The sequence below is a fragment of the Burkholderia sp. 22088 genome (genome assembly GCF_052045915.1).
Lineage (GTDB): Bacteria > Pseudomonadota > Gammaproteobacteria > Burkholderiales > Burkholderiaceae > Burkholderia > Burkholderia cepacia.
In genome coordinates this window covers 124,359-144,876 of the sequence record NZ_JBQEPY010000021.1, presented here as the reverse complement: position 1 = coordinate 144,876, position 20,518 = coordinate 124,359, and the positions used below count along the sequence as shown (strand labels likewise).

The 20,518-nt window shown below is 67.8% G+C and carries 16 protein-coding genes and 1 pseudogene; 8 read left to right on the top strand and 9 right to left on the bottom strand.

Annotated elements, in window-relative coordinates; genetic code table 11:
• Positions 1-48: 48 nt before the first annotated feature.
• Both ACTJLD_RS33710 and ACTJLD_RS33705 read right to left on the bottom strand, forming a co-directional pair.
• The gene (locus tag ACTJLD_RS33710; RefSeq protein ID WP_021161795.1) at positions 49-654 is read right to left on the bottom strand and encodes a nitroreductase family protein; all 606 of its coding nucleotides are present in this window, start codon (positions 652-654) and stop codon (positions 49-51) included.
• 167 nt (positions 655-821) lie between these two features.
• Positions 822-2,105 (bottom strand): MFS transporter, encoded by a 1,284-nt coding sequence (locus tag ACTJLD_RS33705; protein ID WP_027788497.1) that lies wholly within the window; start codon positions 2,103-2,105, stop codon positions 822-824.
• Between the two features lie 220 nt (positions 2,106-2,325).
• Here ACTJLD_RS33705 and ACTJLD_RS33700 point away from each other — a divergent pair, with 220 nt between their 5' ends.
• A complete protein-coding gene (locus tag ACTJLD_RS33700) occupies positions 2,326-2,946 on the top strand; it encodes a TetR/AcrR family transcriptional regulator (RefSeq protein ID WP_027788498.1) in 621 nt (206 codons plus the stop codon).
• Positions 2,947-3,022: 76 nt separating this feature from the next.
• Positions 3,023-3,595, top strand: a complete 573-nt coding sequence (locus ACTJLD_RS33695; RefSeq protein WP_060194591.1) for a DUF1415 domain-containing protein — start codon at positions 3,023-3,025, stop codon at positions 3,593-3,595.
• Between the two features lie 59 nt (positions 3,596-3,654).
• Here ACTJLD_RS33695 and ACTJLD_RS33690 read toward each other — a convergent pair whose 3' ends face one another.
• The 4 genes from ACTJLD_RS33690 to ACTJLD_RS33675 all read right to left on the bottom strand — a co-directional run bounded on the left by ACTJLD_RS33690 (position 3,655) and on the right by ACTJLD_RS33675 (position 6,924).
• Positions 3,655-4,545 (bottom strand): class I SAM-dependent methyltransferase, encoded by an 891-nt coding sequence (locus tag ACTJLD_RS33690; protein WP_021161799.1) that lies wholly within the window; start codon positions 4,543-4,545, stop codon positions 3,655-3,657.
• An 89-nt stretch (positions 4,546-4,634) separates the two neighbouring features.
• Positions 4,635-5,768 carry a methyltransferase gene (locus tag ACTJLD_RS33685; RefSeq protein ID WP_027788500.1) on the bottom strand — a complete coding sequence of 378 codons (1,134 nt, stop codon included), beginning with the start codon at positions 5,766-5,768 and terminating at the stop codon, positions 4,635-4,637.
• A 156-nt stretch (positions 5,769-5,924) separates the two neighbouring features.
• A complete protein-coding gene (locus ACTJLD_RS33680) occupies positions 5,925-6,257 on the bottom strand; it encodes a YegP family protein (protein ID WP_027788501.1) in 333 nt (110 codons plus the stop codon).
• A gap of 172 nt (positions 6,258-6,429) precedes the next feature.
• Positions 6,430-6,924 (bottom strand): LEA type 2 family protein, encoded by a 495-nt coding sequence (locus ACTJLD_RS33675; RefSeq protein WP_027788502.1) that lies wholly within the window; start codon positions 6,922-6,924, stop codon positions 6,430-6,432.
• A 639-nt stretch (positions 6,925-7,563) separates the two neighbouring features.
• On the opposite strand from ACTJLD_RS33675, the gene ACTJLD_RS33670 reads away from it, so the two are divergent.
• Entirely contained in the window at positions 7,564-9,732 is a 2,169-nt protein-coding gene (locus tag ACTJLD_RS33670) for a M1 family metallopeptidase (protein ID WP_440660862.1), read from the top strand.
• A 154-nt stretch (positions 9,733-9,886) separates the two neighbouring features.
• On the opposite strand, the gene ACTJLD_RS33665 is transcribed toward ACTJLD_RS33670, so the two are convergent.
• Positions 9,887-10,807, bottom strand: a complete 921-nt coding sequence (locus tag ACTJLD_RS33665) for a LysR family transcriptional regulator (protein WP_021161804.1) — start codon at positions 10,805-10,807, stop codon at positions 9,887-9,889.
• Between the two features lie 161 nt (positions 10,808-10,968).
• Between ACTJLD_RS33665 and ACTJLD_RS33660 the strand changes: the two genes are divergently transcribed.
• Both ACTJLD_RS33660 and ACTJLD_RS33655 read left to right on the top strand, forming a co-directional pair.
• Positions 10,969-11,946, top strand: coding sequence for a quinone oxidoreductase family protein (locus ACTJLD_RS33660; RefSeq protein ID WP_060082861.1), 978 nt, complete (start codon positions 10,969-10,971; stop codon positions 11,944-11,946).
• A 24-nt stretch (positions 11,947-11,970) separates the two neighbouring features.
• Positions 11,971-12,120, top strand: a pseudogene (locus ACTJLD_RS33655) (DUF1427 family protein); the annotation flags it as partial.
• 16 nt (positions 12,121-12,136) lie between these two features.
• Here ACTJLD_RS33655 and ACTJLD_RS33650 read toward each other — a convergent pair.
• Both ACTJLD_RS33650 and ACTJLD_RS33645 read right to left on the bottom strand, forming a co-directional pair.
• Positions 12,137-13,162, bottom strand: coding sequence for a transporter (locus ACTJLD_RS33650; RefSeq protein ID WP_124536123.1), 1,026 nt, complete (start codon positions 13,160-13,162; stop codon positions 12,137-12,139).
• Between the two features lie 206 nt (positions 13,163-13,368).
• The gene (locus tag ACTJLD_RS33645; RefSeq protein WP_440660859.1) at positions 13,369-14,319 is read right to left on the bottom strand and encodes a phage tail protein; all 951 of its coding nucleotides are present in this window, start codon (positions 14,317-14,319) and stop codon (positions 13,369-13,371) included.
• A 121-nt stretch (positions 14,320-14,440) separates the two neighbouring features.
• Here ACTJLD_RS33645 and ACTJLD_RS33640 point away from each other — a divergent pair, with 121 nt between their 5' ends.
• From ACTJLD_RS33640 to tagF, 3 genes are all read left to right on the top strand, one after another.
• Positions 14,441-15,286: a M15 family metallopeptidase gene (locus ACTJLD_RS33640; RefSeq protein WP_021161809.1), complete on the top strand. Its 846-nt coding sequence runs from the start codon at positions 14,441-14,443 to the stop codon at positions 15,284-15,286.
• 301 nt (positions 15,287-15,587) lie between these two features.
• Positions 15,588-19,532, top strand: a complete 3,945-nt coding sequence (tssM, locus tag ACTJLD_RS33635; protein ID WP_059699707.1) for a type VI secretion system membrane subunit TssM — start codon at positions 15,588-15,590, stop codon at positions 19,530-19,532.
• The gene (tagF, locus tag ACTJLD_RS33630) at positions 19,529-20,518 is read left to right on the top strand and encodes a type VI secretion system-associated protein TagF (protein WP_027788508.1); all 990 of its coding nucleotides are present in this window, start codon (positions 19,529-19,531) and stop codon (positions 20,516-20,518) included. The genes tssM and tagF overlap by 4 nt, the downstream gene beginning before the upstream one ends.

The following is a 20,518-nucleotide window of genomic DNA, read 5'->3' as shown; positions in this document are numbered from 1 at the left end:
CGGGAAGACAGGCGGACGGGATGCGCGACGCAGTTCCCTCCAGGCAGGTCAGGCCGCCGCGTCGAAGCCCTTCTTCCACGCGCCCGCATAGACGACCTCGCCGATCGCATGACGCGTGCGCGGCGCCTTCTCGCGATCGCGCAGCACGGGATCGAGCTTGTCGACGTTGCCGTAGTGGCCGAGCGAGATGATCGCCGGAATCGCGACGTCGGCCGGAATCGCAAACGCGTCGCGGAACGCCTTCGCGTCGAAGCCGCTCATCTGGTGGGCGGCCAGGCCCAGCGCGTGCGCCTGCAGCACCAGCGACATCGCGGCGGCGCCCGCGTCGTACAGCGCGGTCGGTGCCGGTTCCCCCTTCGGCGTGAGCGTATGCGCGGTCACGGCGATCAGCACGGGCGCCGGCGCATTCCAGCCCTGGTTGAACGGCACCAGCGTCGCGAACGCGCGCTTGAATGCGTCTTCGTCCTGCGTGCGGTCGAATACGATGAAGCGCCACGGCTGCGCGTTGTACGCAGACGGTGCCCAGCGGGCAGCTTCGAGCACCGCGTGCAGATCGCCGGCGCTGACGGGTTCATCCGAATACGCGCGCGGGCTCCAGCGGCCCGCGATCAGATCGTGAATCGAAACAGTGGTGGGAGCAGGTTTGACGGACATGCGGATCCTCGCTGACATCGATGAAGGGGCGCGAACGCCTGGCGAACCGCAAGCATACCCGCTTGAGCCGATCCGCGCCCGATCCTGCCGAGCTATGCAAATCTCCGTGCGTGCATTGGCCGGCCGCCCGCCGCGCGGGCCGGCCGGACACTGCCGGCTTGCCGCGATCAGGCCGCCTGCGCAGCCGCGCGCGACGGGCCGCGGTTGATGCGCAGCACGATCAGCGCGCCGAAGATGCACAGCCCGCCCGAAATCATCGATGCGATCGTGTAGGTGCCGAGGCTCGCGCGCAGCAGCCCTGCGCCGAGCGCCGCGAATGCCGCGCCGAGCTGGTGGCCGGCGACGATCCAGCCGAACACGACCGGCGCCGCGGCCTTGCCGAACACGTCGGTCGCGAGCCGCACGGTCGGCGGCACGGTCGCGATCCAGTCGAGCCCGTAGAACATCGCGAACAGCGGCAGCCCGAAGAAATCGATCCCGAACGCATGCGGCAGGTAGATCAGCGACAGCCCGCGCAGCCCGTAGTACCAGAACAGCAGCACGCGATTGTCGTAGCGGTCGGACAGCCAGCCCGACAGCGTCGTGCCGAACAGGTCGAACACGCCCATCGCAGCGAGCAGCGATGCGCCCTGCACTTCCGTCATCCCGTAGTCGCTGCACATCGCGATCAGGTGCGTGCCGACGTAACCGTTGGTGCTCGCGCCGCAAATGAAGAAGCTGAAGAACAGCAGCCAGAAATCGCGCGAGCGGCTCGCCGTCAGCAGCGTACGGAACGCGACCGCGAGCGGGTTCTCCTTGGTCGCATCGGGCGCGGGCGGCGCATCGGCCGGCTCGCCGTAAGGGCGCAGCTGCACGTCGGCCGGCCGCTCGGGCAACAGGAACGCAACGAGCGGAATCACGATCGCGGCCGCCACCGCGACGACCAGCACGACCGGCCGCCAGCCGTGGCGCTGCGCGATCGCCGCGAGCATCGGCAGGAACACGAGCTGGCCGGTGGCCGTGCTCGCGGTCAGGATCCCCATCACGAGGCCGCGCCGCGCATGGAACCAGCGCGTAACGAAGGTCGCGGACAGCGTCAGCGCGACGACACCCGTCGAGCAGCCGACCATCAGGCCCCAGATCACCACCATCTGCCAGCTCTGCGTCATCATCGACGACAGCGCGACGCCCGCGCTCATCGTCACGAGCGCGGTGAGGATGGTCGGGCGCAGCCCGAAGCGCTGCATCGCGGCGGCCGCGAACGGGCCGGTCAGGCCATACAGCGCGATGTTCACCGAGATCGCCAGCGAAATCGCCGCGCGGCTCCAGCCGAGTTCGCGTTCGAGCGGCACCATCAGCACGCTCGGCGTCGCGCGCGTGCCGGCGGCCGCCAGCAGGATCAGGAATACCACCGCCGCCGCGAGCCATCCGTAGTGGAAGCGCCCGCCGATTCGTGTCACCGCCCAGTTCATCTTCGCGTTCTCCAGTTGGCGGCGCCGGCGCCTCCGCGCCCGCTCCGCCCCACCCAGCCAGGCCACCTCCGCCGCACGCTGCATCGGCTGACCCGGGCCGACGCTTGGCATTTGTCTGTCGATCCGATCGGCATTGTTACCGACCGGTCACAAGTGTGTTGCGATCGTAGTGACCAATCGGTAACATGTCAAGCAATCCAATATGCAGTCGAGGGTCATCATGTCGGGCATCGAGATCGCCAAACCGCCGGCGCGCCGTACGCGCCGGCCGATCGACGGCGCCACCGCGCAGGAGCACCTGCTGCGCGCCGCCGAGGAGCTGTTTTACAGGGAAGGCGTTCGGACGGTGGGCGTCGAGGCGGTCGTGGAACGCGCGGGCGTCAACAAGATGAGCCTGTATCGGCAGTTCTCGTCGAAGGACGACCTGATCCTCGCGTATCTGGAGCGGATGGATGCGTGTTTCTTCGAGCGTCTCGACACAAGCACCGCGAAGCATCCGGGCCAGCCGAAGGCGCAACTGATCCAGTATTTCGTCGACCTGGCCGAGCGCGCGACGCAGAAGGACTATCGCGGCTGCCCGTTCGTCAACGTCGCGGCGGAGTTTCCGGATGCATCGCACCCGGCGCGTGAGCGCGTCGCGCAGAACAAGGAACAGTTGATGAAGCGGCTCGTCGCGCTTTGCGAAGGCGCCGGCGCGCGGCAACCGCAGGCGCTCGCCGATGCGCTCGCGCTGGTGGTCGAGGGTATCTACGCGGCGAGCCAGACCTATCGGCACGGCGAAACGCCGATCGGCACCGCGCCCGCGCTCGTCACGCAATTGATCGAAGCCGCGTGCGCGTGACGGGCCGCGCGCGTCCGCACCCTGCGCGCCCGCTACAATGCGGCCCTCGCCGCCCTTCCGCCCGACTGGTTTCACGATGACCGACACCCGCCCCGAATCGCACGACGACATCCTCGCCGCCACGCGGCACTGGCTCGCGCGCGCGGTGATCGGGCTCAATCTGTGCCCGTTCGCGAAAAGCGTCTACGTGAAGGAACAGGTGCGCTACGCGATCAGCGAAGCCACGACGCTCGAAGACGCGCTCGCCGAACTCGAAACGGAACTGCGCGCGCTCGACGCGGCCGACCCGCAGCAGGTCGACACGACGCTCTTGATCTTCCCGCATGCGTTCGCCGATTTCGTCGACTACAACGATGCGCTGTTCTTTGCCGACCGCCTGGTGCGGCAACTGCGGCTCGACGGCGTGCTGCAGATCGCGAGCTTCCACCCGCACTACCGGTTCGAAGGCAGCGAGCCCCACGACATCGAGAACTACACGAACCGCGCGCCGTATCCGATCCTGCACCTGCTGCGCGAGGACAGCATCGCGCGCGCGGTCGACGCGTTCCCGGACGCGTCCGCGATCTACGAAAGGAATCAGGAAACACTGCGCCGCCTCGGCCACGACGGCTGGCGCGAATGGATGCGCCGGCCGGGCGACGACGTCTGACGCGGCGTGCAACGTGCGGCGTGCAACGTGCGCCGCGTGGCGCACCGCCCGCCCGCGCGTCAGCCTTCGGCCGGCTCCGCGACCTCGCCGCCCGCCGCCGCGGCTTCCGGCACGAAGAAACGTGCGTTCAGCTCGGCAAGCCCGAACATCCCCAGGATCTCGTTCAGCCGCTCGCCGGGCCGCCGACGCGGCAGGTTCTTGTACTGCGCGATGATCAGCTCGTTCTTCATCGAATGCTCCCAGCCGACCAGCTCGGTCACGCTGACCTGGTAGCCGTGCGCTTCGAGCTGCAGGCAGCGCAGCACGTTGGTGATCTGGCTGCCGAATTCGCGCGTATGCAGCGGATGCCGCCACACTTCCGTCAGCGCGTTCGCGAGCGATTTGCCCTTGTTCTTGCGCAGCACGCCCGCGACTTCCGCCTGGCAGCACGGCACGAGCACGATGTGCTGCGCGCGCTTCGCGAGCGCGAAGCGGATCGCGTCGTCGGTCGCCGTGTCGCACGCATGCAGCGCGGTGACGACGTCGACCGTTTCGGGCAGCTTCGGCGACGTGATCGAATCGGCAACCGACAGGTTCAGGAACGACATGCCGCCGAACCCGAGCCGCGCGGCGAGCTCGGCCGAACGCGTGACCAGTTCCTCGCGGGTCTCGATCCCGTACACGTGCGACGCAAATGCCGCCGTGCCGTGCCCCGGCTGCTGCTTGAAGAACAGGTCGTACAGGATGAAGCCGAGATACGACTTGCCGGCGCCGTGATCGACGAGCGTCACGCTGCCGCGGTCGGCCTGCACACCGGCAAGCAGCGGCTCGATGAACTGGAACAGGTGATAGACCTGTTTCAGCTTGCGGCGGCTGTCCTGGTTCAGCTTCCCGTCGCGGGTGAGGATGTGCAGTTCCTTCAGCAGCTCGACGGACTGCTCCGGGCGGATTTCGTGGGTCTTGTTCGACATCGTGAAGCGGCGCCGGGCCACGGTCGGCAGACCACGGCCCGGCGGCGGGAATTCGTGAGGAATGGCGATAGTTTACCGAAAATGCGCGGTCAGGCTCGTGCGCCGAGCCGCCAGAGCGACGTGACCTCGGCGCGGCGTGCCGCGTGCAGCGGATCGTCGGCGTCGGCGGACTTCGGGTGTGCGGGGCGGATGTCTTCGCGGCCGAGCACGACGAGGCCGGCTTCGTCGATCCACTGCAGCAGGGTGTCGCGCGGCCGCAGGCCGAGATGCTCGGCGAAATCGGACAGGATCAGCCAGCCTTCGCCGCCCGGTTCGAGATGGTCGGCGAGCCCCGCGAGGAAACCGCGCAGCATGCGGCTGTCGGGATCGTAGACCGCGTATTCGATCGGTGCGCTCGGACGGGCCGGCACCCACGGCGGGTTGCAGACGACGAGCGGCGCACGGCCGGCCGGAAACAGATCCGCCTCGACGACCTCGACGCGGCCCGCGTGGCCCAGCCGCTCGACGTTCTCGCGCGCACAGGCGAGCGCCCGCGGATCCTGATCGGTCGCGACGATGCGCTCGACGCCGCGCGACGCCAGCACGGCCGCGAGCACGCCGGTGCCCGTGCCGATGTCGAACGCGAGCGACGTCGCCGGCAGCGGCGCGCGCGCGACGAGTTCGACGTATTCGCCGCGCACCGGCGAGAACACGCCGTAGTGCGGATGGATCGGCGCGCCGCCCAGCGCCGGGATCGGCACACCCTTCTTGCGCCATTCATGCGCGCCGACGAGGCCCAGCAGCTCGCGCAGCGACACGACCGACGGTGCGCCGCCCGGGCCGTACGCTTCCTCGCACGCGGCGCGCACGTCGGGCGCGCGGCGCAGCGGGATCGTGTAGTCGGCATCGAGCGGGATCAGCAGCATCCCGAGCGTGCGGGCGCGCTGCGACTGCGCGAGACGATGCAGGTTGAATGCGTCGACGCCCACCGCGGCCTTCGCCTTCTTCGGCTTGCGTTCGACACGGCGCGCCATCGCCTGCACGAGCTGGCGCGCATTCTGGAAGTCGCCCTGCCAGACGAGCGCGGTGCCCTCGCAGGCCAGACGGTAGGCCGCGTCGGCGGTGAGACGGTCGTCGGCGGGCACCGCGCGCTTCGGCGGCTGCACGCCGGCTTCGGAGCGCCAGCGCACGGCATGTTCGGCGCCGTCGGCGTCGGTCCAGTGGAAAACGGGGAAATCGGTCACGCGAGCTCGGCTACGGTTGGCTTCAGACAGGCGGCGCGACAGACGCGCGCCGCGCGGACCACACCATACCGCGCTTTGCCCGCGCGGCAAAGCGCGGGCGACCGCCCCGACCGCCACCCGCGCGATGCTCGCGGCGTGTTGGCGCTGACTGGCCGGTCAGCTCTGGTCGTCGAGCGCGGCGTCCGGCGCGTTCTGCTTCACCGACGCGATGCCGTTCTCGCGGCTCGCTTCGGCCTTGTACAGCTCGCTCGTGCCGATGATCTCGTGATTGCCGGCCTTCAGGTTGAACATGAACTGGCCGTTGCTCGCGGTCTTGCGCTCGTAGCGCGCGTCGTCCGGCGCGTTCTTGCGCACCGACGCGACGCCGTTTTCCGCCGACGCCTTGGTCTTGTACAGCTCGCTGCGCAGAATGATCTCGCCGTTGGCGGCCTTCAGGTGGAACAGGAACTGCCCGTCGCTCGCTTTCTTGATGACGAATTTCGCTGCCATGGTGCCCTCTCGAAAAAGTCGCCCGGCCCTCCGGACTGAGGCAGTCTAAACGCGATTGACGCGCAAGACGTAAGGCACGTGAAGCTCGATCGTCAGGAATCGTCAGACGGCGCCGCGATCGCGGCGCTTCGTCCAGCCCGGCATCCGGCATCCCGCATCGCGCCGGCATCGTCTACCCGCCCCACCCCGGCATCGCGGGCATGCGCAGCGTGCCCGCATCGCTGAAGCGCACAGTGCCGAGCACGCCGCCCGCGAGCCGGCCGCGCAGCGCATACGGCAACTCGCCGCTGGCAGCCGCGCCGGGCAGGTTCCACGCCTGCCGCGCGGCGGCGAACGCCGACACGGAAACCGGCACGTCGAGCACGGCCTCGCCGAAGCGCGGCACGACGCCCGAGCGGTCGCTCACGCCGCTCGCGAACGGCGTGCCGTTCAGGTCGAGCGCCACCGAGATGCCGTCGTATTCGATCGGCGTGTCGTTCGGGTTCTGCACGCGCAGCTTCAGGTTGAAACGCATCTCGAGGCCCTGCCCGACGAGCGGGTCGAGCCCGGCGACCGACACGCGCACGGAATCGCGCGTGAGCCCCGCGCAGCCGCCGAGCAGGAGCACGGCGGCGAACAGCAGCAGCACGGCGCGCAGCGGCGCGATTCGGAACAGGGTTCGTGGCATGGGGGCCTCCTCGCGGCAATCGGTGAGCGGATCGTCGCTGCATTGTACCGAGCGCGCCCCGCACACCGGGTTTCGTAGTTTTCGCGGCCGCACCGGATCGTTAATAGATTAAAACTACGAAAATACCAGCCAAACGGAAAGCGCATTAATGCTTTCCAGCATTCAATGAAGCGCGGCAAATTCAATAGATGCAATTTCTAAATTTTTCGTTTCCTTTACCTAAAACCATCAAGTATATTTACGCATCCTTCGAGCAAGCCGACAAAGCTTGAAGCCGCATGACGGCGATTTTACGGAACGGCGACACGCCTTCCTGCCATCCTGCGGCCCGGCCCGGCCAGCCCCGTAGGTCGTCGGTTCAAGGGAATCGCGCGCCCGCGCAGGGCGCGCGGCTCCGTGTCGTGCGCGCGAAATCAACTCAGTACAACACGCGCCCGGCCATTTTGAACCGGCAAGTTAACCGACATCCGGAAATCCAGAGGGGGCAGTAAACCATGATTACCTTCACGTAGTCGGCCGCCGTCTTTTCGAATAATCCGTCATTGGCATTTTCATCGCTGTTGATTAACGGCGAGGGGATTGTTTTTGCCGGCGTTTTCGCAGCACTGAACGATTCTTTCAACAATCGAGGTTTCAGTCATGTCGATCGATATTCGCAAGATGCGTTATCTGCCGCTCGTCGCCGCGCTCGCACTCGCCGGGTGCGGCGGTGACGACGGCGGTGCAGGCTCCGCTTCCGCGCTCAGCTCCGCCGGCGCGCCGCACTCGGGCTCGTCGCCCACCGTCAACGCGCCGCCGAGCGCATCCAACGTCGACAAGAGCGTGTCGCCTGTCGAGTTGCCGGACACCGTGGTGCCCGTGAACTACCGGCTGTGGTTCCGCCCGAACGACGCGCTGAACGCGTTCGACGGCCGCGCCGACGTCGAGATCAAGGTGCTGAAGCCGGTCAACAACATCGTGATCGCCGGCCACCGGATCAAGTTCACGAACGGCCGCATCACGCTGCAGCCGGGCAACATCCAGCTGATCGCGACGCCGCAGGACAAGGGCGACTTCTACCAGCTGCGCCCCGTGAGCGGCACGATCTCGCCGGGCAACTATTCGCTGCACATGGAATGGTCGGGCATCATCAACTTCAAGTCGTATGACGATCCGGGCACGAAGACGGGCGGCAGCTGCGGCGACGATCCGTATCCGGGCTGCTCGGCCGCGGAAGGCGTGTTCCGCGTCGACCTGAAGGGCACCGACGGCAAGACGAGCGGCGCGATCCTCACGCAGGGCGAAACCAACCTGTCGCGCCAGTGGTTCCCCGGCTGGGACGAGCCGGCGTTCCGCCCGACCTATGAAGTGACGGCCGAAGTGCCGTCGAACTGGCGCGTCGTGTCGAACGCGGCCGAGAAGCCGTCGACCAACGTCGGCGGCGGCTACAAGCTCGTGCAGTTCGAGAAGACCCCGCCGATGCCGTCGTACCTGCTGTTCTTCGGCGGCGGCCTGTTCGACACCTATGAAGACGACTTCACGAGCCCGCTGCCGGGCGGCAAGGGCGGCCTGCACCTGCGCGTGTTCACGCCGCCGGGCATGAGCGACTGGGCGAAGCCGGCGATGGACCGCACCAAGCAGGCGCTCGACTTCTACTACCGCTACACGGGCATTGCGCTGCCGCTCACGAAGTTCGACACGGTGGCCGCGAACGATGCGTTCAAGGAGCAGAAGGACCTGAACTTCGGCGGGATGGAGAACTGGGGGTCGATCCTCGAGTTCGCCGACGACATCCTGCCGCAGCCGGGCCAGCCGATGTCGCACTACGGCAACGAGGTGCTGACGCACGAAGTCGCGCACCAGTGGTTCGGCGATCTCGTCACGACCGACTGGTGGGACAACGTGTGGCTCAACGAGTCGTTCGCGACGTTCTTCGAGACGAAGACGACGATCCAGTTCTTCCCCGACGAGTTCAGCTGGCTCGACCAGGTGAAGAACAAGTACCGCGTGATCAATCGTGACATCGGCCCGAACGCCTTCCCGGTCGCGCCGAACTTCAACGGCTGGGCATCGAACGACTTCGTGCTGAGCGCCAGCGCGTTCACGTACGACAAGGGCGGCCACGTGCTGAAGACGCTCGAGAACTATCTCGGCGAACAGACGCTGCGCAAGGGTTTGCAGCAGTACCTCGTCGACTACTCGTTCGGCAACGGCACACCGAAGCGCCTGTGGGATGCGCTGTCGAAGGAAAGCGGCCAGGCGATCGGCGCGATCGGCGACAGCTACGTCCGCCAGACCGGCGTGCCGCTGATCTCGCTCGACACGCAATGCGACCTGACGAAGAACCAGACGGTCGTCACGCTGAAACAGCAGCCGTTCCCGAACAAGAACGCGTATCCGGGCCTGCAGTGGACGGTGCCGATCACGCTCGCGTACGGCCAGGGTCTCGCGAAACGCACGACGCTCGCGCTGAAGGATACGCAGACGCAAACGCGGATCGACGGCTGCACGGGCGTGGTGGCCGACCCGAGCGGGCTCGACTACTACGTCGTGAACTACAGCGACGCGGCCTGGAGCGGGCTGCTCACGCAGGTCAACGGCTCGACCGATCCGGTGCTGCTCGCGAACCTGAAGAGCGAAGCCGCGCTGCTCGTCGCGAACAACCTCGCCCCGGCATCGCGCTCGACGTCGATCGGCTCGGTCGCATCGCCTGCTGCGATGAAGCTGCGCCAGACGCCGACCTTCGGCGGCATCGAACCGGTGACGAAGGAACGCCCGGCACTGCAATACCAGGGCCTCTTCAAGCCGCGCAAGGTAGTCACGCAGTAACGGTGCGCGCCCGGCCGGTGCCGCGCAGCCTGCGGCGGCCGGCCGGCGTACCGGTTTCTCCGACCTTTGACGGGCCTCGCGTGCGAGGCCCTTTTTCATGCCCGGCGTGCGTCGGGCCCGGCGACACGTCGCCGGCCGTCGCCCGCCGTCGTCGTCACGCCCACGCGGCATCCCACGCCGGCTGCGCGAACCACGTCGCGAGGAACGCGACGAGCCGCGACGCGCGTGCGGTGCCGCGCGCCGGCTGGCGCAACACGTGGATCGTCGCCGGCTCGGGCGCCGCCGCGAACTGCGGTAGCACCGCGCGCAAGCGGCCATCGCGCAACGCGTCCCCCGCGAGCCAGGTCGGCAGGTGCGCGAGACCGAGCCCGTCGATCGCGGCTTCGAGCAACGCTTCCGAATGATTGCTGCGAAACCGCGGCTGCGCCGGCGCGTGACGGCGCTCGCCGAAGCGCCACGCGCCCGGCGGCGGCACCCCGTGCCAGGCGAGGCAGTCGTGCCCGGCGAGCGCGTCGGGCGTATCCGGCTCGCCGCGCCGCGCCAGATACGCCGCGCTCGCGCACAGCACGCGCCGCTGCGGCGCCAGCACGGTTGCGACGAGGCGCGTGTCCTCGAGCGGGCCGATGCGCACCGCGAGATCGACATCGGAGCCGAGCCGCGCGCCCTGCAGATCGACCATGCTGTCGGTCAGCACGAGGTCGACCTGCAGCGCCGGATGACGCTGCATGAACGCGGCCAGCGCGGCCACCAGATGCCGCCGGCCGAACGGCGCCGGACAGTCGACGCGCAGCAGCCCGCTCGGCTCGTCGTGCTGGCTGTGCAGGTCTTCCTGCAGGCCGCGCAGCTCGGCCAGCATCCGCGTCGCGCGCCCGTACAGCAACTGCCCGGCCTCGGTGGGCCGCAGCGCATGCGTGGTGCGATGCAGGAGGCGGATGCCGAGCTGTGTCTCGAGCCGGTCGATGCGCCGCGTGACCGACGACGCGGCGACGCCCAGCCGGCGGGCGGCCGCCGAGAAGCTCTGCTGGTCGACCACGTCGACGAACAGCGCCAGGTGCGGGGAAAGGAAATCGTCCATTCGGTGCCTTCGGATTTGGCTATGCGTTCATCGCAAAACAATCATCCGCTTTTGCGGGTTTCCGCGTCAAACCGGGCCGACTAGACTGCGTTCATCCATTTCACTCGCTGCACGCCCCGCCCCACCGGGCCGCGCGGCAGCCAACCGCCACGGAGATCACCATGCGCAGCATCCGCTTCGACGCCCCCGCCGCCGACATCGAGTCGCTCGACGCGCGGGTCAGGGAAATCGACACGCCCGTACCGGCCGACGGCCAGATGCTGATCGAGGTGCACGCGGCCGGCGTGAACCCGAGCGACGTGAAGGCCGCGCTCGGCCGCATGCCGCACGCGGTGTGGCCGCGCACGCCCGGGCGCGACTGGGCCGGCATCGTGCGCAGCGGCCCGGAAGGCTGGATCGGCGCGCCGGTGTGGGGCTCGGGCGGCGATCTCGGCGTCGGCCGCGACGGCTCGCATGCGCAATGGCTCGTGCTCGACGCGGCATTGGTGCGCCGCAAGCCCGCCGTGCTGACGCTCGACGAAGCGGCCGGCGTCGGCGTGCCGTTCGTCACCGCCTACGAGGGCTTGCGCCGCGCCGGCATGCCGACGGCCGGCGACGTCGTGCTCGTGTTCGGCGCGAACGGCAAGGTCGGCCAGGCCGCGATCCAGCTCGCGACCGCGCACGGCGCGACCGTGATCGGCGTCGAGCGCAGCGCCGGCGGCTATCGCGGCCATGCATCGGGCGACGTGCACATGATCGACGCGTCGAAAGAACCGGTGGCCGACGCGGTGCGCGCGGCGACCGGCGGCCGCGGCGCGGACATCGTCTACAACACGGTCGGCAGCCCGTACTTCGAAGCGGCGAACGCGTCGATGGCGATCGGTGCACGGCAGATCTTCATCTCGACGATCGAGCGCAGCGTGCCGTTCGACATCTTCGCGTTCTATCGCGGCCAGCACACGTTCGTGGGCGTCGATTCGCTGCAGCTCGGCGGCGCCGCGGTCGCGCAGATCCTCGACACGCTCGCGCCCGGCTTCGGCAACGGCACCCTGCGCCCGTTCCCGATCGGCGACGACTACGTCTATCCGCTCGAGCGCGCGCACGAGGCGTATCGCGCGGTGCTGGCCGGCGCGCGCGAGCGCGTCATCCTCAAACCCTGACGCCGGATCACACGGGAGACCGCCATGACGGATTACGTGACTTCGCTCGCGGTGGGCCTCGGCGTCGGCGTGTTGTATGCGCTGCTGCACGTGCGCTCGCCGGCCCCGCCGCTCGTCGCGCTCGTCGGGCTGCTTGGAATGGTGATCGGCGAACGCGCGATCGCGCTGTTGCGCTGACGGGTCGATGCCGCTAGCGGTCGTCGCGCCGGCGGAATGCCCACCACGCGGCGAGTGCCGTGAAGCCCGCCACGAGCAGCACCATCAGCCAGAAGCCGTGCTTGTTCTCCGAGAACGGCACGCCGCCGACATTCATCCCGAAGAAGCCGGCAACGATGTTGATCGGCAGCGCGATCACGGTCACGAGCGTCAGCGTGAACAGCGTCCGGTTGTTCTGCTCGTCGAGACGCGAGCCGATCTCTTCCTGAAGCAGCTTGATCCGCTCGTTGAGCCCGGCCAGGTCGGCGAGCACCAGCGAAAACTCTTCGGTCGACTCGCGCAGCTCCTGCACGTCTTCCACGTGCAGCCACGCGGGCGGTTTCGCGAGCAGCCGGAAGATCGACCCGGGCTCGGGCGCGAGCATGCGCTGCAGGCGCGTCAGCGTGCGGCGCATCGCGCCGAGCTCGATGCGGCTCGACGTGAGCCGCTGCGACAGGAAGCGGTCCTCGATGCGATCGACGTCGACACTCGTGCGCCGCATGATCTGGATCAGCAGGTCGGCCTGGTCGCGCAGCAGGTGCACGAGCAGTTCCGCCGGCGACCGGAACTGCTCGCCGTCGCGCACGCACGCGCGCAGCGTATCGACCGAACGCAGCGGCTTGAGCCGCGCGGTGACCATGATGCGCCGCTCGACGTGGACGAACAGCGTCGCGATCTCCGACGGCGTCAGTTCGAGGTTGAACATCACGTCGTTGACGATCGCGCGCAGTGCGCCGTCTTCCTGCTCGATGCGCGTCGAGCGCGACCCTTCGTGAAGGAATTCGAAGAAGCTGTCGGGCAGACCGAGATGCGTGCGCATCCAGCGCTCGCTCGCGCCGTGCGCGAGATTGAAGTGCAGCCAGACGAAATCGTCCGACGCGCCATCGTGCTCGCGGCACGAGCGCAGCCACGCGGCGGCCGTGTCGGCATCGAGCGTCGCGCCGGATCCGCCCGGATCGAAGCGGAATCCGCACACCATGCCGGACGTATCGGCGCCGTAAGTCTGTACGATCAGGTCCATCGTGTCGAAGGTCGTGCGGCGCGCCGCGCGCCGCGCATCGCGGGTCGCGAGCCCGCGCCGGAAAAGGAAAGGAAACGTATGCCCGACGGGCGTGACGCGCCGGTGACAGCGTCACGCCGCATCATACCGGCCGATTCCGCGCCCCAAAAGCAACGCGCCGCCCAACGGGCGGCGCAGGTGCAGCAGGCCGGCAAACGCGAGACGCGTTACTGCCGCGTCTCCGACTGCGCGGCGCTCGGGCACGCGGGATCCTTGCCCCAGTGACCTTCGCAGACGCGCCAGCGGCACAGTTGATCCTCGAAGAAACCGCGCTCCGAGCATTCCTTCACGCGCGATGCCAGCGAGCCGGCCGTCGCGGCCGTCTTGGTCGGCACGGCCTGCGCCTTCTGCGCGGCGAGTTTCTTGTCGGCGGGCTTCGTGCGCGCGACGAGCGCCGCGAGCAGATCCGCATCCGGATCGTCCTTCCCGGCCGCCTTCGCACTGCGGGTCGGCGTCGCGTCGCGACGCTTCTTCGCCTGCGCGAGCTCGGCCTGCTGTTCCTTGCGATGCTTGCGGGCCTCGGCCTTTGCGTCAACCTTGGCATCGGCCTTCGTGTCGGTCTTGCCGTGCGCCGCGACCTTCGCGTTCTTCGCTGCGTCGGCCTTCGCGGTCTTGGTCGCAGCAGCAGCAGCGGCGGCCGCGCCGGCCGTGCCCGATGCATCGTCGGCGCCGTTGGCGAGCGCGCGCGACAGGCGGCTGTTGTCCGCGGCGGACGCGGACGATGCGGAAGCAACGGTTCGGGAAGCTGCGTCGTCGTTGACGATCGTGGCCGGCTGCGCGGCGGATGCCGCATTTTGCGCGACCTGCACGGCAGCGTCGCTGGCCGCTGCGGCCTTCGCCGGCGCGGCGGCCGCGGGTGCGGCCTCGGCCGTGACGGCGGCGGCCTGCTCGCCCGAATGCTGCATGCGCCATGCGCCCCAGCCACCGACGGCAACCACCAGTGCAACGACGGCCGCGATCGGCGCCTTCAGCGAACGGCGCGGCGGTTCGGCCGGCGGCGTGACACGTCCTTCCAGATTCGCGAGAATGCGCGACTGCTGAGCTCCGTCGCCTGCCGGTTTGGTATCGGACAGCAGGCTGGGCGGAGTTTTCGAATTTGAATTTTCCGGCGCACTCATTCAGCGTCTCATTGAATCCTGGTTTAATTCACCGCGATAATATAGCCCGGCCTCTCGAAGCAGCCTGATTCTAAGAGCAAGCATTGCAAAACACAATCAATTCCAATTTCCGGGGATTTCGTTGATTGCCGTCGCACTCGTCGCCTATTTCGCCCTTGCCGTAGCAGTTGCGGCACTGTTGCTTTTACCGGGTATCCGCGCGACCGTTTTCGAATCCGTCGCCCAGTTTCACGGCCGTCTAACACGCCGTGCGAACGATCGCGCCGCGCGTACGCGAAGTCAGATTGTTAAATCGGCAAGCGTTACGCGAGGCGCTTTAAACGATGTGCAAAATTTACTGGTTCGGCGGCGCTTGATGATTATGGTATCGGCAGGTATTCTTGCGACGCCGCCATTGGTCGCCATTGCGTTACGCGGCCGGCAATTGTTCCAGTACGACGACACGGCGCGCGTGCCCGACGAGAAGATCGCCGCCCTGCTGCAGGGCGAACAGCTCGTACCGCCCCCGCCGCTGCCGCCGGAAGTCTTCGCCACCAAGGAAGTCGAACAGGTACGTCCGGCGCTGAAGGATGCGAGCCGCGACTGGAACCTGCTGGATCCGGATTTCCGTACGCGTTTGCTGCTGGTCTACAAGATCATGCACGAACAATATGGATATGAAATGGCGTTGCTGGAAGGTTACCGGAGCCCGGAACGGCAGAACCGGCTGGCGGCAATGGGCGGCAACGTGACCAACGCGGCGGCCTTCCAGAGTTATCACCAATTCGGGCTGGCGGCCGACAACGCATTCCTGCGCGACGGCAAGCTGGTCATTTCCGAGAAAGATCCGTGGGCGATGCGCGGCTACCAGTTGTACGGCCAGGTCGCCGAACAGGTTGGCCTGACCTGGGGGGGCCGCTGGAAAATGATGGATCTCGGGCACGTGGAATACCATAAACCCGGTTTTAAACTGGGACGCGGCAGCTAGCCAGGGCTGCCGGACAGGAAATAATGAGGGCGGCATGGGGCTTTTTAATATCCCGGCAGGAAACGATATGGGCGGCGCAAAAAATCATGCATTCCGGTGCGCGATTTTTTCCGGCCGCCGCTTCCGTTTTAAATCTCACAGCGTCCTTTCGTTAATGCGCGCGCCTTCTCCGATGCCGCGGGCGCATTGATGCCAGCCCCCTTCATCCCGTTTGACAGCATGGCGACACATCGCGGCGCCACCCTTGCCGCTCGACGCGCCTGCGTCGCCTCACCGAATCGCACCGGAACCTGAACGTCCTATGCAACGCATCCTCAACGTGCTGACTCATCCGCGTACGCTCTCGATCGTCGGGATCGTCGCGCTAGCGGCCATCCTCTTCATCGTCGCCGACATGCTCCAGCTGCCGCTCCTGTGGGCGGCGATCGCGTTCGCGGCGATCCTCGCGCTGTGGCTCGTCGTCGCGCTGTGGCGCCGCTGGCGCGTGAAGCGCGCGAACCAGCAGCTCGGCCAGGTGCTGGAGGAGCAGGCGGAAACCGGCAAGATCGCCGCGCCCGCCGCCGCCGCGCTCGCCCCCGACGCGAAGACGGCCGACCTCGACGTGCTGCGCACGCGCCTGTCGGACGCCGTGAAGACGATCAAGACGTCGAAGATCGGCCAGGTATCGGGCGGCTCCGCGCTGTACGAACTGCCGTGGTACATCGTCATCGGCAACCCGGCCGCGGGCAAGAGCAGCGCCGTGCTCAATTCCGGCCTGCAGTTCCCGTTCGCGGACAAGAACAGCGCCGTGATCCACGGCATCGGCGGCACGCGTAACTGCGACTGGTTCTTCACGACCGAAGGGATCCTGCTCGACACGGCCGGCCGTTATTCGGTGCACGAGGAAGATCGCAGCGAATGGCTCGGCTTCCTCGGCCTGCTCAAGCGCTACCGCCCGAAGGCGCCGATCAACGGCATCATCGTCACCGCGAGCATCGCCGAACTCACCGGCAACCGCCCCGAATTCGCGATCAACCTCGCGAAAAACCTCCGCCAGCGCGTTCAGGAGCTGACGGAGAAGCTCGAGGTGTTCGCGCCGGTCTACGTGATGTTCACGAAGGCCGACCTGATCACCGGCTTCACCGAATTCTTCAGCAGCAGCGACAAGCACGAGTACGACCGCGTGTGGGGCGCCACCCTGCCCTACGAACCCGACGACAAGCGCGACGTGGTCGCGCAGTTCGACACGCACTTCGAGGAACTGTACGAAGGGCTGAAGGAAATCAGCGTCGCGCAGCTGTCGCTGTCGCGCGGCAACCAGCTGTCGCCGGGCCAGTTGAGCTTCCCGCTCGAATTCTCGACGATCAAGCCGTCGCTGCGCGCGTTCCTCGCGACGCTGTTCGAGAACAACCCGTTCCAGTACAAGCCGATCTTCCGCGGCTTCTACTTCACCAGCGCCTTGCAGGAAGGCGAAACCAACAGCGCGGCCGCGCAGCGCATCGCGCAGCGCTTCGGCCTCGACGGCAGCGCGCTGCCGAAGCCGCACAGCGCATTCTCGAAGAACGGCTTCTTCCTGCGCGACCTGTTCTCGAAGGTGATCTTCGCGGACCGCCAGACGGTGCGGCAGTTCGCGAGCCCGACCAAGACCCGGTTGCGCTACGCGACCTTCTTCGGCTTCGTCGCGGCGCTCGCGCTCGCGCTGGGCGGCTGGACCTGGTCGACGATCGGCAACCAGCAGCTCGTCGCGAACGTGCAGGCCGACCTCGACAACGTCACGCGCCTGCAGCAGGGCCGCAACGACCTGCAGTCGCGCCTGCAGGCGATGGACATCCTCGAAGACCGGATCGAGCAGCTCGAGCAGTTCCGCCGCGACAAGCCGGTCTCGGTGTCGCTCGGCCTGTACCAGGGCGACCGTCTCGAGCAGCACCTGCTGACCGAGTATTACAACGGCGTGCGCCAGATCCTGCTGGCCCCCGTGTCGCAGAATCTCGCGTCGTTCATGAAGGACGTGAACGCGCACCCCGAGCAGCTCGTGCCGATGACGCGCCCGCCCGAATCGGGCGCCGTGCAGGGTGGCGCGATTCCGGTCTCGACGAACGCGGCAGGCGCCGCGCCGCAGGCCGGTGCCGCACTGGCCGCGTCCGGCACCGCGCCGGCCGCCGCGCAACAGCCGGCCGCTCCGCAGGGCGGCCTCTACAGCGACGCGTCGCCGACCAACGTGCAGGACGCGTACAACGCGCTCAAGACGTACCTGATGCTGTCCGACAAGCGTCACGTCGAACAGGCACACCTGACCGACCAGCTCGCCCGCTTCTGGCGCGGCTGGCTCGAGACGAATCGCGGCAACATGCCGCGCGACGAGATGATCAAGAGCGCCGAGCGCATGATCTCGTTCTACCTGTCGCGCGTGAACGACGACGACTGGCCGATGATCGACGCGAACCTCGCGCTCGTCGACCAGACCCGCGAGAACCTGCGCCGCGTCGTGCGCGGCATGCCGGCCCGCCAGCGCGTGTACGAGGAAATCAAGGCGCGCGCGTCGACCCGCTTCGCGCCGATGACCATCGCCCGCATCGTCGGCGACGGCAACCAGGGGCTCGTGGCAGGCAGCTACGCGATTCCGGGCACGTTCACGCGCGAAGCGTGGTTCGACTACGTGCAGCCGGCGATCCGCGACGCGGCGACCAAGGAACTGCAGGCGAAGGACTGGGTGCTGAACACGTCGACGCAGGACGACCTGACGCTCGAGGGCAGCCCCGAGCAGATCCAGAAGACGCTCGTCGGCATGTACAAGACCGAGTATGCGCAGCACTGGCAGAAGTTCATGCAGGGCATCGCCGTGCAGGGCTTCAGCAGCTTCGGCCAGGCCGTCGACGGGATGAACCGCCTCGGCGACCCGCAGGATTCGCCGATCCGCAAGATCCTCGAGACCGCGTACGACCAGACGTCGTGGGACAACCCGTCGCTCGCGAACGTGACGATCAAGAAGGCGCAGACGGGTGTCGTGAACTGGGTCAAGCAACTGTTCTCGCGCTCGCCGGCCGGCCAGGTGGCGGCCGCCAACATCGACATCAACGGCAATCCGGCCGAGGTGCCGATGGGTCCGATCGGCCAGGAATTCATCGGGCTCGCGCGGATCGTCGCGGTGCATGACGGCACGTCGATGCTCAAGGGCTACATGGAGTCGCTGTCGAAGGTCCGCACGCGCTTCAACGTGATCAAGAACCAGGGCGACCCGGGCCCGGGCGCGCGCCAGCTGATGCAGCAGACGCTCGACGGCAACGGTTCGGAACTCGCCGATTCGCTGAAGCTCGTCGACGAACAGATGCTGACCGGCCTCACCGATTCGCAACGCAAGTCGCTGCGTCCGCTGCTCGTGCGGCCGCTGATGCAGGCGTTCGCGGTCGTGATCCAGCCGGCCAGCGCCGAAGTCAACAAGGTGTGGAACGCGCAGGTCTACCAGCCGTTCCAGAACTCGCTCGCGACGAAGTACCCGTTCGCGGCGAGCGCGAAGGTCGAGGCCGGCGCCGGTGAAATCGCGCAGGTGTTCGGTCCGGACGGCTCGATCGCGAAGTTCGTCGGCACGACGCTCGGGCCGCTCGCGGTGCGCCGCGGCGACACCCTCGCCGCCCGCACGTGGGGCGACATGGGCATCGGCCTCACGCCGGACTTCACGAACGGCTTCGCGCGCTGGGTCGCGCCGCTCGCGGGCGGTGCGGCAAGCGGCGCGGCCGCGTCGTCCGAGCCGCAGACCGTGTTCCAGATCCTGCCGCAGCCGAGCACGGGCACGACGGAATACACGATCGCGATCGACGGCCAGCAACTGCGCTACCGCAACACGCCGCCGCAGTGGACCAACTTCGTGTGGCCGAACCCGCAGGGCTCGCCGGGCGCGACGCTGTCCGCGACGACCTTCGACGGCCGCACGGTGCAGCTCGTCAACGAGCCGGGCCGCTACGGCCTCGAGAAGCTGATCAACTCGGCGCAACGCAAGCGCCGTCCGGACGGCACCTTCGACCTGACGTGGGCGCAGGGCAACGTGAACGTGTCGGTGACGATGCGCATCATCAGCACGTCGCAACCGTCCGGCGGCGGGGGCAGCGACCAGCCGCAGCAGCAGAGCCTGCGCGGCCTGCAGCTGCCGTCGTCGGTCGCCGACGCGAGCGCGGGCGCCGCGCAGAACGCGACCCAGTCCGGCACGGGCACGCCGGGCGCAGCGCCGGCCGTCGCGGCCGCCAACGCAACGAATGCACAGGGGGCGCAATGACGCAAACCGTACAGGCGCAAATCGCCTACTTCGGCAAGATTCCGTCGCGCGGCGACTTCGTGAAGAGCCCGCACAATCCGCAGTTGCTGCAGACGCTCGACCGCTGGATCGCGCAGGCGCTCGAACTGCTCGCGGAAGATCCGCGCTGGAAGCTCGTCTACGAGGATGCGAAGCCGATGCATTTCGCGTTCCTCGGCTCGCGCAGCAAGCTCGCGATCGCGGGCCACATGGTCGCGAGCCACGACGTGTCGATGCGCCGCTTCCCGTTCCTCGGCGCAACGGCGCTCGAGGTCGACCGGCCGCTCGCGTTCCTCGCGCGCAGCCCGCTGGCGTTCGCGCGGCTGTGGTCGCGCGTCGCCACGCAGATCCCGCCGCTGCTCGGCAAGGACGAGCCGCCCGGCGCGCTGCAGGCGCTCGGCGACACGCAGGTGCCGATCGACGTCGGCGGCCCCGGCACGTCGCATGACGGCACCTTCAACGATTTCGTCGAACACCAGTCGCTGTACGGCCTCCAGGAGATGCTGCTCGACAGCGGTCATCCCGTGCGGCTGCGCGGCGCGATGCTCGCGCTCGGCTCGCTGCTGCGGCCGGTGATGCAGAGCGGCTCGTCGCACATCGAGCGCGGCCTCACGCTGCCGCTGCCGGTCGATCCGTTCTACCGCAGCCTCGTCGCCGCGTTCTGGCTCGAACTGATCGCGCCGTTCGTCGCGCAGGCCGACTTCGAGCTCGCGATCTTCATCGGCACGATCGCCGAGCGCGAACGGCTCATCATCGGCTTCAACGGCGCGTCGGCCAAGACGCTGCTGAGCGTCGTCGACCCGCAGACCTACGCCGCCCACAACATCGACATCGACGATCCCGAGTGGATCGACGCCCATGCGCAAAACGATCACCAGATCAGCAAGCTCGTCAGCTACCTCGACCAACCGCAACTCTCGCTGCGCGTCGCCATCGACGCGTTCCGCGAAGCGTTCATCGGAGGCTGA